At 63.5% G+C, this 16,644-nt stretch carries 15 protein-coding genes; 3 read left to right on the top strand and 12 right to left on the bottom strand.

What is annotated here, in order from left to right:
- The first annotated feature begins 2 nt into the window (after nt 1-2).
- From J9870_RS12050 to J9870_RS12040, 3 genes are all read left to right on the top strand, one after another.
- A complete protein-coding gene (locus tag J9870_RS12050; RefSeq protein WP_210644277.1) occupies nt 3-1,103 on the top strand; it encodes a sigma-54 dependent transcriptional regulator in 1,101 nt (366 codons plus the stop codon).
- A gap of 117 nt (nt 1,104-1,220) precedes the next feature.
- Nucleotides 1,221-2,351, top strand: coding sequence for an FMNH2-dependent alkanesulfonate monooxygenase (ssuD, locus tag J9870_RS12045; protein WP_210644275.1), 1,131 nt, complete (start codon nt 1,221-1,223; stop codon nt 2,349-2,351).
- A complete protein-coding gene (locus tag J9870_RS12040) occupies nt 2,348-3,196 on the top strand; it encodes an amidohydrolase family protein (RefSeq protein ID WP_210644274.1) in 849 nt (282 codons plus the stop codon). Before ssuD ends, J9870_RS12040 begins: the two co-directional genes overlap by 4 nt.
- A gap of 117 nt (nt 3,197-3,313) precedes the next feature.
- Here J9870_RS12040 and J9870_RS12035 read toward each other — a convergent pair whose 3' ends face one another.
- The 12 genes from J9870_RS12035 to J9870_RS11980 all read right to left on the bottom strand — a co-directional run bounded on the left by J9870_RS12035 (nt 3,314) and on the right by J9870_RS11980 (nt 16,642).
- Entirely contained in the window at nt 3,314-3,706 is a 393-nt protein-coding gene (locus J9870_RS12035) for a hypothetical protein (protein WP_210644272.1), read from the bottom strand.
- Nucleotides 3,707-3,716: 10 nt separating this feature from the next.
- Nucleotides 3,717-4,949 carry an SfnB family sulfur acquisition oxidoreductase gene (locus tag J9870_RS12030; protein WP_210644270.1) on the bottom strand — a complete coding sequence of 411 codons (1,233 nt, stop codon included), beginning with the start codon at nt 4,947-4,949 and terminating at the stop codon, nt 3,717-3,719.
- 170 nt (nt 4,950-5,119) lie between these two features.
- Nucleotides 5,120-5,896: an ABC transporter ATP-binding protein gene (locus tag J9870_RS12025; protein ID WP_210644268.1), complete on the bottom strand. Its 777-nt coding sequence runs from the start codon at nt 5,894-5,896 to the stop codon at nt 5,120-5,122.
- A 62-nt stretch (nt 5,897-5,958) separates the two neighbouring features.
- A complete protein-coding gene (locus tag J9870_RS12020) occupies nt 5,959-7,293 on the bottom strand; it encodes an ABC transporter substrate-binding protein (protein WP_210644266.1) in 1,335 nt (444 codons plus the stop codon).
- A 64-nt stretch (nt 7,294-7,357) separates the two neighbouring features.
- Entirely contained in the window at nt 7,358-8,698 is a 1,341-nt protein-coding gene (locus J9870_RS12015; RefSeq protein ID WP_210644263.1) for an ABC transporter substrate-binding protein, read from the bottom strand.
- A gap of 78 nt (nt 8,699-8,776) precedes the next feature.
- Entirely contained in the window at nt 8,777-9,841 is a 1,065-nt protein-coding gene (locus J9870_RS12010) for a branched-chain amino acid ABC transporter permease (protein WP_210644261.1), read from the bottom strand.
- A gap of 4 nt (nt 9,842-9,845) precedes the next feature.
- Nucleotides 9,846-10,727 carry a branched-chain amino acid ABC transporter permease gene (locus J9870_RS12005; protein ID WP_210644259.1) on the bottom strand — a complete coding sequence of 294 codons (882 nt, stop codon included), beginning with the start codon at nt 10,725-10,727 and terminating at the stop codon, nt 9,846-9,848.
- A complete protein-coding gene (locus tag J9870_RS12000; RefSeq protein ID WP_210644257.1) occupies nt 10,724-11,494 on the bottom strand; it encodes an ABC transporter ATP-binding protein in 771 nt (256 codons plus the stop codon). The genes J9870_RS12005 and J9870_RS12000 overlap by 4 nt, the downstream gene beginning before the upstream one ends.
- Nucleotides 11,491-12,462 (bottom strand): AMP-binding protein, encoded by a 972-nt coding sequence (locus tag J9870_RS11995; protein WP_210644255.1) that lies wholly within the window; start codon nt 12,460-12,462, stop codon nt 11,491-11,493. Before J9870_RS11995 ends, J9870_RS12000 begins: the two co-directional genes overlap by 4 nt.
- The gene (locus J9870_RS11990; RefSeq protein WP_210644254.1) at nt 12,459-13,886 is read right to left on the bottom strand and encodes an LLM class flavin-dependent oxidoreductase; all 1,428 of its coding nucleotides are present in this window, start codon (nt 13,884-13,886) and stop codon (nt 12,459-12,461) included. Before J9870_RS11990 ends, J9870_RS11995 begins: the two co-directional genes overlap by 4 nt.
- A gap of 302 nt (nt 13,887-14,188) precedes the next feature.
- Nucleotides 14,189-15,799 (bottom strand): gamma-glutamyltransferase family protein, encoded by a 1,611-nt coding sequence (locus J9870_RS11985; protein WP_210644252.1) that lies wholly within the window; start codon nt 15,797-15,799, stop codon nt 14,189-14,191.
- A gap of 63 nt (nt 15,800-15,862) precedes the next feature.
- Nucleotides 15,863-16,642 (bottom strand): amino acid ABC transporter ATP-binding protein, encoded by a 780-nt coding sequence (locus tag J9870_RS11980; protein ID WP_210644250.1) that lies wholly within the window; start codon nt 16,640-16,642, stop codon nt 15,863-15,865.
- Nucleotides 16,643-16,644: the final 2 nt, after the last annotated feature.

Here is a 16,644-nt window from a genome sequence, read left to right as displayed (position 1 = left end):
CCATGCAACTGCTGACTCTCCCCCCTTCGCCGACACTGGCTACCTCGATCCGGGCGACCGCACAGGTCTTCGAAGACCCTAGATCGCAGGCGCTTCTCGCCCACGTGCAACAGGTCGCCCCCAGTGAGGCCAGCGTCCTGATCATTGGCGAGACCGGCACGGGCAAGGAACTGGTCGCACGCCACATCCACAATCTCAGCGGTCGCCGTAGCGGCCCCTTCGTCGCTGTCAACTGCGGCGCCTTCTCCGAATCATTAGTGGAGGCGGAGCTGTTCGGTCACGAAAAGGGCGCCTTCACCGGCGCCATCGCCGCCAAGGCCGGCTGGTTCGAGGAAGCCAACGGCGGCACCCTGTTCCTCGACGAGATCGGCGACCTGCCGATGGCCATCCAGGTCAAGCTGCTGCGCGTACTGCAGGAGCGCGAGGTGGTGCGCCTGGGCTCGCGCAAGAGCATCCCGATCAACGTACGCGTGGTCGCCGCGACCAACGTACAACTGGATAAGGCCATTGGTGCCGGAAACTTCCGCGAGGATCTGTATTACCGCCTCGACGTGGTCAGCCTGCAACTCTATCCATTGCGAGAGCGGCCGGGCGACATCCTGCCGCTGACCCGTCACTTCATCAAAACCTACTGCAACCGCCTGGGTTACGGTGAAGTGCGCCTGACCCCGCAAGCCGAGCACAAACTGGTGAGTTACAGCTGGCCGGGCAACATCCGTGAGCTGGAAAACGTTATCCACCACACCCTGCTGGTGTGCCGCAACGGTCTGGTGCAGGAGGATGACTTGCGCTTATCGGCCCTGCGCATCGAGCGCCAGGAACCCCTGGCCGCCACCGGCGAGAGCGCCGACGAACAACTGCTGCGCACCTTCCACCGGTTGTTCGAAGAACAGGCCGGCGGCCTCCACGAGAAGGTTGAAGACAGCCTGCTGCGCGCCGCCTACCGCTTCTGCCACTGCAATCAGGTGCGCACCGCCAGCTTGCTCGGCCTGAGTCGCAACGTCACACGAGCACGACTGATCGCCATTGGCGAGTTGGTGGTCAATCGACGCCGCCCCGACACCAACACACGCCCGGATCGGGCGCTGCAACTGTCGATCTGATCAAAATAAAACCAGGTGATGCGGCCCGGCCGACAAAGCCCCAATACGCCAAGCGTTGCGATACCGGAAGGGCTCATGCGCCCTTCCAGACTCCCAACCGCATAAGGATCAAACCCCATGAGCCTGGATATTTTCTGGTTCCTTCCCACCTCCGGCGACACTCGTTATCTGGGACACTCCAGCAGTGGCCGACCGGCGACCAATGCCTACATGCGCCAAATCGCCGTGGCCGCCGATCAGCTCGGCTATGACGGCCTGCTGATCCCTACCGGCGCCAGTTGTCTGGATCCCTGGGTGACCGCCGCCAGCCTGGTTCCGGTGACCCAGCGCATCAAGCTGCTGGTGGCCCTGCGCACCTCCCTGGGCAACCCCACTGCCTCGGCGCGCCAGGCCGCCAGCCTGGATCAGGCCAGTGGTGGCCGCCTGCTGCTCAACGTCGTACCGGGCGGCGACGCCACCGAACTGGAAGCCGACGGTGTGTTCCTCACGCACGACGAACGCTATAACGCCTCCGATGAATTCCTGACCATCTGGCGCCGCCTGCTCCAGGGCGAAACCGTCGACTTCGACGGCAAGCACCTGAAAGTGCGGGGCGCCCAGAACTTCTTCGCACCCGTGCAACAACCTCACCCGCCACTGTACTTCGGCGGTTCATCAGAGGCCGCCCACGAATTGGCGGCCAAGCATGTGGATGCCTACCTGACCTGGGGCGAACCACCGGCTGCCGTGGCCGAGAAAATTGCCGATGTGCGGGCCCGTGCCGCCAGGCATGGCCGCAGCGTGCGCTTCGGCGTGCGTCTGCATGTGATCGTGCGGGAAACCAGCGAAGCCGCCTGGGCCGCTGCCGACGAGCTGATCAGCCACCTGGACGATGCCACCATCGCTGCGGCCCAGGCCAACTACGGCAAAATGGATTCCGAAGGCCAGCGGCGCATGGCTGCGTTGCATGGCGGCGACCGCAACAAGCTGGAAGTGGCTCCCAATCTGTGGGCCGGTGTCGGCCTGGTACGTGGCGGTGCCGGTACCGCACTGGTCGGCGATCCGCAAACCGTCGCCGCTCGTTTGCTCGAATACGCCGACCTGGGTGTCGACAGCTTCGTACTCTCGGGCTACCCACACCTGGAAGAGGCCTACCGCTTCGCCGAACTGGTGTTCCCGCTGTTGCCGGGCAAGGGCAAGGTCACCGTCGAAGGTGCCTTCACCGGCGGCGCCTTCGACGTTCGCGCGGGCAAGGAGAAAGTCGCATGAAAGTCATCGACCTGCGTTGCCGCCCGGCCTACCTGCACCCCTTCTTCGGCGGCGTGCCAGGCTCGCCCGAACACGCCGTGGCGCGTTGGCTCAACCGACGTGTCGGCACCCGCGGCCCGGACGATCACTTCGAGCGTTCGCTGACCCCGCAGGGGTTTCTCGCCGAGGTGCGAGAGGCCGGACTGGACAAAGCCGTGGTAGTCGGCCGTCACACCCCAGGGCAGCACTTGCCGAACGAACGCATCCACGAAATCGTTCACGGCCACAACGAGTTGATCGGCATCGGCTCGGTAGAACCGGTACTGCAAGGCATCGAAGGCGCCCTGGCGGAAATCGACCGGGCGATCGACCAACTGGGCCTGGCCGGCATTGATCTGGAGCCGGGTTTCGCCGAGCCGGCCCGGCACCCCGACGACGCACTGTACTGGCCGATCTACGAACACCTGCAAAAGCGCGGTATCCCGCTATTCCTGATGAGCGGGCCAACCACACCGGACCCGAGCTACAACGACCCGGCGCGCCTGGCCGCCGTGGCTCGAGCGTTCCCGGACCTGACGATCGTCGTCTACCACGGCTACTGGCCCAACGTGCAGCAGGCCCTCGGTGTTGCGTTCCGCTTTGAAAACATTCACCTGGTGCCAGACATGTACCTGTTCCAACCGGGCAGCGAGGGTTACGTGCAGGCCGCCAACGGCTACCTCTGCGAGCAATTGCTGTTCGGCTCTTCCTACACGTTCCGACCGATTCGTCAGAGTATTGAGGATGCCCTGCAACTGGGGCTCAAGGACGAGGTGCTGGAGAAGTTCTTCCACGGTAACGCGCGCAGGGTATTGGGGCTGGCCTGAGCTGGCGTCGATTCTGTTTCCCGTGCAGCGTTTCCTGCGGTTCAAACCCGGCCGCAGGAAACGCCAGGCTTCTTGAGCGAACAACCCGGGGAGCGCTCCTGCACTTCCCGGATCCATTCACCTACCCAGCCCATCTCCTTGGCCGTCGGCCAACGCAGCGCCGTTGAGGTAATGATCACCAAGCAACCGACGCTGGGTCAGCAATGCCGGTTCGGCGTTGTCAGGCGAGGGCCGTGGCAGGCTGCGCCCGGCGAGCTCGAAATACACATGACCGCTCAAGCGCGCCGCCTCAGCGGCGGCCAAGCGAAAAGCAATGGCGGCCGACTGGGACTCGTCGGCGTACTCCAGCAAGGCGTCAGCAGCGTCGATACGGATACGCAGCTCACCGACCGCGGCGATTACCAGGGCTTCATGGCGGGCACTCTGTCCACGCAGATAATCGATCAGCGCCGCCTCGGTATGACGGGCATGGGCCAGGTCGCTACGGCCGTGGGAATGTAAGTTGGACATGCGCGATACCTCAGTTCCAGGAATGACGTTGCGGCTTGATGCCGTTGAGAAGCTGGTTGCCGACCAGGTGGTATTTCCAGCGCACCGGATCGTGTAGGGTGTGGGTCCGCGCATTGCGCCAGAACCGGTCCAACCCCTGGCTGGCCGAGACGCTGCGGGTGCCGCCCAACTCCAACAGACGGCTGGAGGCCTCCAGGGAAATCTCAGTGGACAACACCTTGGCCTGGCCGACGATCACCGAGGCTTCAGCAACACGTTCCTCGTTGGGTTCGGCGACGGCACGGTCAACCGCCTGCGCCGCGCGCCGCAAAATCGCTTCGGCCGCTTGCAGGCGCCAGGCCAGCTCGCCGATCAGCGCTTGGCCGAGTGGGTCCTGCCAACCGTGTTGCAGCCCGCTGTCAACCCAGGGCCGCGACTGGCGCGCTACGCGCAACGTCTCGGCGAAAGCGCCCCGGGCGATGCCGGTGTCGACTGCCGCCTGGATGATCTGCGAGATCGGACCGTCGGAGGTGGGTTGGTCATAGGCCTTCCAGGCCGGCACCACATCGCTCGCCGGCACCCGCACGCCTTCGATGCGCACCTGGCCGCTGGCGGTGATGCGCTGGCCGAAACCGTCCCAACTGTCGATCACCGTCAGGCCTGCGGCATCGCGTGGAACGAGGGCGATATGGACGCGGCCCGCTTCGTCCACCCCGGCGACCGGCACGATGTGGGCGAACAGCGCACCGGTGCAGTAGGCCTTTTCGCCGTCGAGTACAGCTGTGTCGCCGTCGAAGCGGATCTGCGTCTGGAAGGTGGTGACGTACTGGCTGCGCGCCTCGGAAAAGGCATTGCCGAAGCGGTGACCCTGCAGCACTTTGGCGTAATAGCGGCGTTTTTGCTCCTCACTGCCGGTCAGGCTGAGGTTGCTGAGCACGCCGAAATGGTTCTGCGGTAACTGGCCGAGGGATGGATCGGCAGCGGAAATGATCGCGATCACTTCGCTGAGGGTGGCATAGGACACCTCGGCGCCACCGTATGCCTTCGGTACGCGGATCGCCCACAGGCCACTCGCGGAAAAGCGTTCGATTTCCTCCCAGGGCAGCCGTCGTTCACGGTCGCGCAAGGCCGCCTCGCGGGCGAAATCCTCGGCCAGGCGCTGCGCCACTTCGATGGCTTCGGCGTCGCTACGGATGATATGGGCTGGGCTCCGAGGCACCGGGCGGGCCTGCTCGGGCAGATTGGAAGACAGTGAGTGGGTCATGTGCTACTCCATGCATAACGGGTTCCCCAGGGCTAAAGCACAGCCCGTACCAACCTGTAAAACTCTTTAAATTCAATAAGTTGAATAAAAACCAAAATCCCCGTGAAAACCCCGGGAGCGGCAAACTGTGGAAGGACTGTTGCCCGGCCAACAGTTGCGTTGTCCATCCATCAACCGGCCTTGCCGCCTAGATAGAAATGCTGGATGTCTTCCCGCGCCGCCAGCTCCGCGGCGTCGCCCTCACCCACCACTCGACCGTTCTCCAGGATGTAGGCGTAGCGGGCGTGGCGCAGGGCGACGTTGATGTTCTGCTCAGCCACCAGAAAGCTCACGCCCTCCTGGGCATTGAGCTGCGCGACGATGGCGAAGATCTCCTCGACGAGGATCGGCGCCAGGCCCATCGAGGGTTCGTCGAGCAGCACCAGTCGAGGCTTGGTCATCAGCGCCCGGCCGATGGCAAGCATCTGCTGCTCGCCGCCCGAGGTCAGCCCGGCCTGGGTCTTGCGTTTGGTCTTCAAACGCGGGAACCAGGCATAGATACGCTCCAGATCCTGCTCCAGCTCCCGTCGCGTCGGTTTGCGCAGGAAACCGCCGCTGCGCAGGTTCTCCTCGACGGTCAGGTGAGCGAACACATGCCGGCCCTCCAGCACATGGACGATACCCTGGTGTGCCAACACATTGGCCGCAACACCGGCGGTATCCCGACCCAGGAAGCGGATGTGTCCACGGCTGACTTGCGCCCGGTCGGCCTGAACCAGCCCGGAGATGGCCTTGAGGGTGGTGCTCTTGCCTGCCCCGTTGGCGCCGAGCAGCGCGACGATATCGCCCTGCCCAACCCGCAGGGATACCCCGGCCACGGCGAGAATCGCGCCGTCGTAGATCACTTCGATGTCTTCCACCGCCAGCAACTCGTGGCTCTCAGTGACAGGAAGGGTCGCAATGGCCATTGTTTCTATCCCTTGGGCGCCCTGCGCCCGGTTGTCTTCGATTGGCTGAGTGATAGGAGCGACTACTGCGTTGCACAATCGCGGGCGGTCACGCCCTTCTCTTTCGCATACTCGGCCGCCTTGGCGTCGATCAGTGGGCGTAATGTGGCGCGGTCGGCCTGGACCCAATCGGTGATCAGCTTCCATTGCTGGCCATCCCACTGTTGGACCTTCGCGGCACCGCCGCCCTCGTGGTCGCTGCATGACAGCTTCAGCGGCTGCATCAACCCCAGGAAGCCGATTTCCTTGAGGCGCGCATCATTGAGGTCGAGGTGCTCCAGGCCCCAGCGCCCCTCCTCACCATTGAGCGGGCGGTTGCCGAAGTGCTTCTGCCCGGTGCGGATCGCTTCGACGGCAATGGCGGCATTCACCAGGCCGGAGTTGTAGTACACGCTACCGAAGCTCTTCGGATCCTTGAGGTCGCTCTTGCCGGTATCGAGGATGTACTGACGGATGCGCTGGTGGATGTCGAAGTCCGCGCCGCCCGGATAGGGCGTCAGTGCCAGGTAGCCCTTGCCTGCCTCGCCAGCCGGCAACACGTCTTCGTTGGAACTGGCCCAGATATCGCCGACGATGCGCTCCACCGGGTAGCCGAAACGTGCCGCGGTCTTGATCGCCACCGGCGTGGACACGCCCCAGGTACGCAGGAACACCCAATCCGGCTTGATTTGGCGCACCTGGCGCCACTGCCCGGCCTGCTCGTTACCCGGGTCAGCCACCGGAATCTGGATATTCTCAAAGCCGTACTTCTGCGCCAGCAACGCCAGCGGTCCCTGGGTTTCCCGGCCGTAGGCCGAGTCGTGGTAGACCGTGGCAATCTTCTTGCCCTTGAGCTTGTCCAACCCACCCTCGCGCTCGGCCACGTAATTGATGAACGCCGAGGCCTCGCTGTAGAAGGTCAGCATGACCGGAAAATTGTAGGGGAACACCCTGCCGTCGGTGGCCTCGGTACGGCCATAGCCTAGGGTGATCAATGGAATCCGGTCGGCTTCGGCCTTCTCCGCGAGGGCATAGGCAGCCGGTGCGCCGTTGGGCTGGTAGACCGCCACTGGTGCGCCATTGAGGCCGTTCTTGAAGCGTTCGTAGCATTCGATGCCCTTCTCAGCCGTCCATTCGGTCTCGCACTCCTGCCAGACCAGCTTGACGCCGTTGATCCCGCCTTCCACTTCGTTGATGTAGCGCAGGTAGTCGATCATTCCGGCCCAGACCGGGATGCCGCTGGAGGCATAGGCACCGACCCGGTAGGTGGCCAGTGGAAAGAACTGTTCATTGGCTGCCTGGGCAGCCGTTGTCAGCACCGTGCAGAAGCCAAGGGCCAGGCCAATGGCGGCGACGCTACGTTTCAGGGTTGCATGCATGGTTTTTTCTCTGCTCGCTCACCCGGCACGCAAAAGCGGCCAGGCGAAAGTTATCGACGGCGGTTCACTGTTCGCTGGCGCAGTCACGTGGGGTGATGCCCTTTTCCTTGGCGTAGGCGGCGGATTTGGCTTCGATCAATGGACGCAAAGTGGCGCGGTCGGCCTGGACCCAGTCGGTCAGCAGCACCCATTTCTCGCCATCCCATTGCTGCACGCGCGCCGCACCACCCCCCTCATGGTCGGAGCAGGACAGTTTCAGCGGCGGCAGCAGGCCTTCGAAACCACTGGCCTTGAGCCGCGCGGCATCGATGTCCAGGTGTTCGAAGCCCCAGCGCGCTTCTTCGCCGTTGAGCGGACGGTTGCCGAACTTGGCCTGGGCCGTGCGCAGCGCCTCGACGGCGATGGCCGCATTGATCAGGCCGATGTTGTAGTAGACCTTGCCGAAGTAGCTGTGGTCCTTGAGGTCGCTCTTGCCGGTGTCGAGGATCGACTGGCGCAAGCGCTTGTGGATCTCGAAACCGTCGCCACCCGGAAACGGCGCAAGCGCCTGGTAACCCTTGGCGGCCGTACCGGCCGGAATCACATCGGCCTCGGAACCGGCCCAGACATCGCCAATGAGGTGATCTACCGGGATGCCGAATCTTGCGGCGGTCTTGATCCCCACCGGGGTGGAAACACCCCAGGTGCGCAGGAATACCCAGTCCGGTTTGATCTGGCGCACCTGACGCCATTGCGCGGACTGCTCATTGCCAGGATCGGCTACCGGAATCTGGATGTTCTCGAAACCGTACTTCTGCGCCAGCAAGGTCATCGGCGCCTGGGTTTCCCGGCCGTAGGCAGAATCGTGGTAGACCGTAACGATCTTCTTGCCCTTGAGCTTGTCGAAACCGCCCTCGCGCTCGGCGATGTAGTTGATGCCTACCGAGGCCTGGCCGTAGTAATTGAGCAACAATGGAAAGGCATAGGGAAACACGCTGCCATCGGTGGATTCGGTACGCCCGCCGGCGCCGTCGATCAGCGGGATCCGATCCGCCGCGCCTTTCTCCATCAGCGCATAGGAACCCGGCGTGCTATGGGTGAAGAAGAACGCTGTTGGAGCGCCGTCGAGCCCGCCCTTGTAGCGTTCATAGCACTCGACGATGCGGTCGACGTTCCACTCGGTCTCGCATTCCTGCCAGACCAGCTTGACGCCGTTGATGCCGCCCTCCACCTCGTTGATATAACGGAAATAGTCGATTTCCCCAGCCCACCAGGGGATGCCGCTGGAAGCGTAGGCGCCAACCCGGTAAGTGGCCATAGGAATGAACTGCTGGTTGCCAGCGGCCTGGGTGGTGGCCGGCAGCAGGGCCTGGGCCCCGAATACGAAAAGACTGGCGAGCAGGAAGCGATGCAAGGTTTTATGCATGGTCTGTACTTCTTGTGGAGTGTTGGAAACCTCCTTTCCCTGGGTCGGGTCAAGGTCAGTCGAGTCGTGGGTCGGCGCTCAGAACCGCAGCGGCCAGACCCGGAAACGTTCGCGCAGGTCGCCGAGCAGGCGTACCAGCCCCTCCGGCTCCTTGATCAGGAACCAGATGATCAGGCCGCCGAAAAGCACCTTCTGCAGGTTCTGCAGTTGCCCGGCGTCGACATTGCCGTTGAACAACCATTGCCCGGCATGACTGAGCAGGATCGGCGTGAGGCTGATGAAGGCGGCGCCGATGAAGCTGCCGGCGATACTGCCCATGCCACCGATAATGATGATGAACAGAATCTGGAACGAACGGTTGATATCGAAACTGCCGGCACTGGCCGTACCCAGGTAGGCGAAGGCCCAGAGTGCCCCGGCGATTCCCAGGTAAAAGGAACTGACAGCGAAGGCCAGGCGCTTGTAGCGCTCCACAGGAATGCCGATCACCGCGGCAGCGGTATCCATGTCGCGGATCGCCATCCAGTTGCGACCGACCTGGCTGCGCACCAGGTTGACCGCCACCCAGGTCAACAGCACTACGCAGGCCAGGGTCAACAGGTAGCGACCCAGTGGGGTGGTCAGGTTGTGGCCGAACAGTTCCAGGTGCGGTGCGCTGATGGTGCCGGACGAGGCGTAGTTGTAGAACCAGGGAAACTTGGCGAACACCCACTCCAGGAAGAACTGCGCGGCGAGCGTAGTGACCATCAGGTAGAAGCCCTTGATCCGCGAACTGGGGATGCCAAACAGTAGTCCCACCAGCCCGGCGATCAGGCCGCCACCGAGCAGTGCCAGCGGTAACGACAATCCCGGCACGCGCAGCAGCAGGCCGTAGGTGGCAAAGGCGCCCACCGCCATGAAGCCGGCGGCGCCTACCGATGTCTGCCCGGCGTAGCCGGTCAGCAGGTTCAGACCGAGGCCGGCCAGCGACAGCACCAGGAAAGGAATCAGGATGGCGTTGAGCCAATAGTCGTTGCCCAACCAGGGCAGCCCGACAAAGGCCACCAGCAATAGCAACAGCAGGCCCGGCGACCAGCGCCGACGCACCAGGGTCAACGGCGCTTCATCGAAGCTGGCACTCAGGCGCGGAACAATAGCGGTCATGGCGTCATACCCGTTCGATGGTCCGGTCGCCGAACAGGCCGGCCGGACGGATGTAGAGGAAAATCAGGGCGAGGAAATAAGCGAACCAGGGCGTAATGCCACCGCCGATCAGCGGACCGATATAGGCCTCGGCGAGATTCTCCGCAGCACCGACGATCAGCCCGCCAACGATGGCCCCGCCAATCGAGGTGAAACCGCCGATGATCAACACCGGCAACGCCTTGAGCACAACCAGCGAAAGCGAGAACTGCACGCCCTGGCGCGCGCCCCAGAGCAGCCCGGCAACCAGCCCGACCACCCCGGCCACAGCCCAGACGATCTGCCAGATACGGTTAAGGTTGATACCCAGTGACAGCGCCGCACGGGTATCGTCGGCCACCGCGCGCAGGGCAACACCGATACGGGTCTTGTTGAACAGCAAGGCCAGCACCGCCACCAGCAGCGCAGACACCCCGGCAGCGATCAGGTCGAACTGACTGATCATGATCTCACCGATGAACAACGGGACGTCCTCGATACCCAGGTCCAACGCACGCACCTGAGCGCCCATCAGTCCTTGGGCCAAGCCTTCGATGACGAATGACAGGCCGAGGGTGGCCATGAACAGGGTAATCTGCGAGCGATTGACCAACGGCCGCAGCACCAGGCGCTCGATCAGCAGTGCGCCAACGATCATCACCAGCACTGTCAGGGCCAATGCCAGGGCGAAGGGGACGCCCTGTTCGTGCAGGCTGACGAAGGTCAGAGCGGCGAACAGCAACATGGCGCCCTGAGCGAAGTTGAACACGCCGCTGGCCTTGTAGATCAGCACGAAGCCGATGGCCACCAATGAATACATGGTGCCAGCCAACAGCCCGCCGATCAGGGTTTCCAGGAAGAAGTTCATGAGTGCGGCGTCCCCAGGTAAGCGGCGATCACCTCGGGATTGGCCTGGACTTCGGCCGGCGTGCCATCGCCGACCTTGCGTCCATAGTCCAGCACCACCACATGGCTGGACAGGCCCATGACCACCTGGATGTCGTGTTCGATGAGAATCACTGTGGTGCCGAGGTCGCGATTGATATCGGCGATGAAACGGCTCATCTCCTGTTTCTCCTCGGCGTTCATGCCGGCCATCGGTTCGTCGAGCAATAGCAGGGTCGGCTGCGCGATCAACGCCCGGCCCAGCTCCACGCGCTTCTGCAAGCCGTAGGCCAGGCTGCCCACAGCGACGTCGCGCCAGGCTTGCAATTCGAGGAACTCCAGCACCCGCTCGGCACGCTCGGCGAAAGCGCGTGCCTCACGCCGCGCGCGCGGCAGGCCTAAAGCCTGTTCGAGAAAAAACGTCCGCTGGAAGCGCGACAGGCCGGTGAGCAGGTTGTCCACCACGCTCATTTTCTTGAACAGCGCGTTGTTCTGGAATGTCCGGCCGATACCGAGCCGCGCCGCCTTCAGCGGATGCGGGCGGCGCAACGGCTCGGCGGCGAAGAACAACTGGCCGGCATCGGCCCGGTAGACGCCGTTGAGGATGTTCAGCAGCGAACTCTTGCCCGCGCCGTTCGGCCCGATCAGCGCGCAGATCTCGCCAAGCTTTACGCTGAACGAGAGATCGGAAATCGCTTTCACGCCCCTGAACGACAGCGACACGTTGCGCACCTCCAGCAGCGCACTCATGCCGCGCGCTCCAGGTACTCTTGCAACCACGATTGACGCGCCGGGCCATGCAGCACCGCGTCTGCGGGAACGCTCGGCACCTCGATCCGGCGCAGCCGCTCAAAGCCCAGCAGGTGCCGCACCCGCGCCTTGAGCCAGCGTCGCAGGCCACGCCGCGGATCATCCAGGGTCCACTCGCACAGGCGGCGTCGCCAACTGCCTGGAAGTGGCAGGCGAGCTTCGATTTCCGCCGCCAGCGATTCGACTCGCGCAGCCGACAGCAGCAAGGCGGTCGGGGCGATCTCGCGCCGATCACGGCTGGCCGACTCGCGGGTTTCCGGAAACGCCAGGGCTTCGCCACGCTGCAGCCAGCGACTGAACAAGTGGGCCAGGCCGTCGCGCCATTCGGTGCCTTCATCGACCCACACCACCTCATCTCCGGCGACCTGCGTCCAACCCTGACGCTGCGTCGTCGGTGCCCCACCGACAAACAGTTCCGACAGCGACTGCACCTGCCACAGGCCACTGCTCGTGGCATTGGCCTGGGCCGAGTACAGGCGCAGCGGCCACTGCTCGTCGAGGCCGCTGTGCAGCCAGTGCGAGACACTTTCGCGACGCTGGACGAAGGCGAACGCCGGGCGGGCCAGGCGCAACTGGCGCTGCAGGTCCTCGCCACGGCTGTCGCGGCCGATCACCACGCTGTGTCCGCCAAGCTGGCGGGCGGCCAGCGCCAGAATCAGCAGGCTCGGCTCGAAGGCACCACTGAGCGCCAGTCGCGCGCCAGGGACAAAGCCCTGCTGGCGCAAACCATCGCAAACACGCTCGACCTCGCGCTGCACATCGATCCAACGCCAGGCCTTCCAGAGGCCGAGGCGCCGATGGCGCAGGGCGATCTGCGTCGGGCGCTCCCTGGCCCAGCGCTGCAATGCCCCCAGGGCGTCGTCGGCCACCAGCTCGGGCGGTGAAGCATTGAGTTCGTAGACGCTCATACGGCTACTCCCCCGCCAGCCAAGGCCGGCTCGGCAAGGTTGGCACGCTCGGCCTGGCGGCTCAGGTCCCGATAGCCCGCGCCGGGATGGTTGGCGGGTAGCCGTGGACCGTCGCCGAACAACTTGTCGCGCAAGGTGCCTGGGCGATACTCGGTCTTGTACGCACCGCGCTTCTGCAACTCGGGCACCAGCAGTTCGACCACATCGCGAAAGGTTTCATGGGCCAGGGCATAGGCCAGGTTGAAACCGTCCACGTCGGTTTCCTCCACCCAGCCCTGCAATTCATCGGCCACGGTTTGCGCACTGCCGACAATCAACGGGCCGAAGCCGCCGATGCCGACCCAGTCGGCCAGTTCCTGTACCGTCCACTGCTTGTCCGGGTCGGCGGTGGAGAAGGTCTCCACGGCCGACTGAATGGCGTTGGTATGGATGTGCTTGAGCACCTGGTCGGGCCGGTACTGGCCGAAGTCGATGCCGGTCCAGCCGGAAATCAGCGCCAGCGCGCCCTCATAGCTGCTGTAGGACTTCAGCTCTCGCCACTTGGCCTGCGCCTTGGCGTCGGTCTCGTCGACGATCACCGTCTGCAGATTGAAAATCAGCACCTTGCGCGGATCACGCCCCGCCTCGGCGGCGCGGCGGCGGATATCAGCCACGGTCTTCTTCAGAATCACCTTGGACGGTGCAGCGACAAACACGCATTCGGCATGCCCGGCGGCGAAATCCTTGCCACGACTCGACGCCCCCGCTTGATAGAGCACCGGCGTGCGTTGCGGCGAGGGTTCGCAGAGGTGAATGCCCGGTACCTGGAAGTGCTTGCCCTGATGACGGATCTCATGGACCTTGCTCGGGTCGCTGAAAATCCCGCGCTCACGGTCGCGCACCACCGCGCCCTCCTCCCAGCTGCCTTCGAACAACTTGTAGAGCACCTCCAGGTATTCATCGGCGTAGTCGTAGCGCGCATCGTGGTCACTCAGGGCTTTTTGCCCGAGATTGCGCGCTCCGCTGTCGAGGTAGGAAGTGACGATGTTCCAGCCGATGCGCCCCTTGGTCAGGTGGTCCAAGGTCGACAGGCGACGGGCGAAAGGATATGGATGTTCAAAGGTCAGCGAAGCGGTGAGGCCGAAGCCCAGGTGTTCGGTCACCAGCGCCATCGGCGTGATCAACGCCAATGGGTCGTTGACTGGCACCTGGGTGGCCTGACGGATGGCGGCATCGCCGTTGCCGCCGAGCACGTCGTAGATACCGATCACATCGGCAATGAAGATACCGTCGAACTTGCCGCGCTCCAGCAGCTTGGCCAGGTCGGTCCAGTAGTCCAGGTCCTTGTACTGCCAGGCGCGATCTTTGGGATGCCTCCAGAGACCAGGCGACTGATGACCGACGCAGTTCATCTCGAAGGCATTCAAACGAATTTCCCGTGGCATGGTAACTCCCGCTCGATAGATTCAGCACCACTTCCCGGTGCCTCTCACTGCTCTATCACACGATTCGTGCCAAGAAATAATTCGTTTATTTACAGCTAGTTAGATAATCATCCAGGCAGTGACCATGCCTGTACAGAGACACCCCTGTTGATCAACTGTCCAGCGTCAGACAGTGTGCGTCGAGCGGAACCACGGCCGCTCATTCGATTTTTCTCGCCGACCAAGTCTGTCAGGCCAATCACACCCGGCTCGAAGGCCCGGTCATCGGTTCTCCGGGCACTGGAATCGCAACCCAGAGGCGCCTACCACACTGCAATATGCGAATCCGCCCTGGGCTCGGTACCGCCACACAGCACGCCGCTGACCGGGTCGCGCAGAATGATTTGACCCCGCCCGTAATCGGTCAGGTCGCTGGCGATCTGCACCTCATGACCTAGCCGCGCCAGGGCATTGGCCAGGTCGCGGGAGGCGCCATGCTCGATCCCGACTTTCATTTCGCCCAGCCATTGCCAGCGCGGAGCATCCAGGGCCGCTTGCGGGTTCAGGCCGAAGTCCACCAGGTTCATCACCATCTGCACGTGGCCTTGAGGCTGCATATAGCCGCCCATCACGCCGAAAGGGCCGAGGGCCTGGCCATTCTGGGTGAGGAAGCCAGGGATGATGGTATGGAAGGTCTTCTTGCCCGGGGCCAGGCAATTGGCGTGACTCGAATCGAGGCTGAACTCCTGCCCGCGATTCTGCAGGGCAATACCGCTGTCGGGCAGCACCACGCCGGAGCCAAAGCCATGGTAGTTGCTCTGGATGAACGAGACCATGTTGCCTTCCCCGTCCGCCGTCGCCAGGTACACCGTGCCGCTGGCGTGGGGATCACCGGGCTTGGGCGCCCGCGCTTGTTCGCTGATCTGGGCGCGACGGCGGGCACTGTACTCGTCGCTCAACAGGTCAGCCACCGCCACGCGCATGTGCAACGGGTCGGTGATGTAGTGCAGGCCGTCGCTGTAGGCCAGCTTCATGGCCTCCAGTTGGCGATGCCAGGTTTGCTGGCTGTCGCGATGATCGAAGTTGAAGCCTTCCAGTATTTTCAGCGCCATCAAGGCCACCAGGCCCTGCCCGCTCGGTGGGATTTCCCAGACATCGACGCCTCGGTAGTTGATGTGGATCGGCGCCACCCATTGGGCGCGGTAATCCTGCAGGTCCGTGGCGCGAAGGTAGCCACCGCTGGCCCGGGAGTGGGCATCCAGGCGCTCGGCCAGGGCGCCGCGATACAGGCTTTCGCAGCGGGTGGCGGCCAGTTCTTCAAGGGTGCGGGCCTGGGCCGGGTTGCGAAAAATCTCCCCAGCCCGTGGCGCGCGCCCGTCAATCAGAAAGGTCTCGAACCAGGCATTCAGGACTTGATCACGATGGGGCGTGAACTCGTTCAGCGCGATCTGCCATTGATGGGCAACCACCGGCGACAGCGCGAAACCGTCCCGCGCCAGGCTGATCGCCGGCTGCAGCAACACGGCAAAGGGCAGCTTGCCGAAACGTTGCGACAACTCGGCCCAGGCCGATGGACAACCCGGGACCGTCACCGGCGTCCAGCCATAGAGCGGCATCTGCTCATGACCGGCCGTCTTGACCGCCTCGATACTCAAGGCAGCCGGTGCATGGCCATTGCCGTTGAGGCCGTGCAGTTGGCCTTTGCACCAGACCAAGGCAAAAGCATCGCCACCGATACCGCAGCCAGTGGGTTCGACCACCGTCAGCGCCGCCGCCGTGGCGATGGCGGCATCAATGGCGTTGCCGCCCTTTTGCATGATCTCGATGCCTGCCTGGGCCGCCAGGGGCTGGGAAGCGGCGACCATGCCCCGGCGGGCAAAAACGCTTTGGCGTTGTGACGGATAAGGGTACTCGTGAGCAGAAAATTTCAGCATGGCAAAAGGCTCTTCAACACAAGGATTCATTGGCAGGACTTAGGGCGAACACCCTGGCAAAGGTCATAACACGCGGCTGAGAAAAGCCCGGGTTCGAGGGTGCGTGGGGTGACTGAAGATCTGCTCCGGCGGGCCTTGCTCGATGAGCTCACCCTGGTCCAGCACCACCACACGGTCTGCCACTTCGCGGGCAAAACCCATTTCATGGGTGACTACGACCATGGTCATGCCCTCCTCTGCCAACGCTTTCATCACTTGCAGCACCTCGCCAACGGTTTCCGGATCGAGAGCGCTGGTGGGCTCGTCGAACAACATGGCCTGGGGTTTCATCGCCAGGGCGCGGGCTATCGCCACCCGCTGTTGTTGCCCGCCGGAGAGCATCGAGGGGTAGTGGTTGGCCTTGTCCGCCAGGCCGACCCGCTCCAACAGCTTGCGAGCCTGTTCCAGCGCTGCGGCGCGAGGTATGCCGAGCACCTGGATCGGCGCCTCGATGATGTTTTCCAGGGCCGTCATGTGGGGGAACAGGTTGAAGCGCTGAAACACCATGCCGATGTCCCGGCGCTGGCGGGCGATGTTGCGCTCCGAATCGCGCACCAGGCTACCGTCAGCCCGCTCGCGATACCCCATGGCCCGGCCATTGACGCGGATGCGCCCGCCCTGGATGTCTTCCAGCAGATTGATGCAGCGGATAAAGGTGGTCTTGCCCGAACCGGAAGCGCCAATCAGCACCACCACTTCGCCACGCCGTACTTGCAGGGATATACCCTTGAGGATCTGCAGCTCGCCAAAAGACTTGTGCACATCCAGGGCCTCGATGATCAGCTCTTCGCTTTTGTGCGCCATGG

Origin of the sequence: Pseudomonas sp. Tri1, from assembly GCF_017968885.1 — a bacterium.
Taxonomy (GTDB): Bacteria; Pseudomonadota; Gammaproteobacteria; order Pseudomonadales; family Pseudomonadaceae; genus Aquipseudomonas.
The sequence above is the reverse complement of the archived record's forward strand: the minus strand, read 5'-3'. Positions and strand labels throughout refer to the sequence as shown.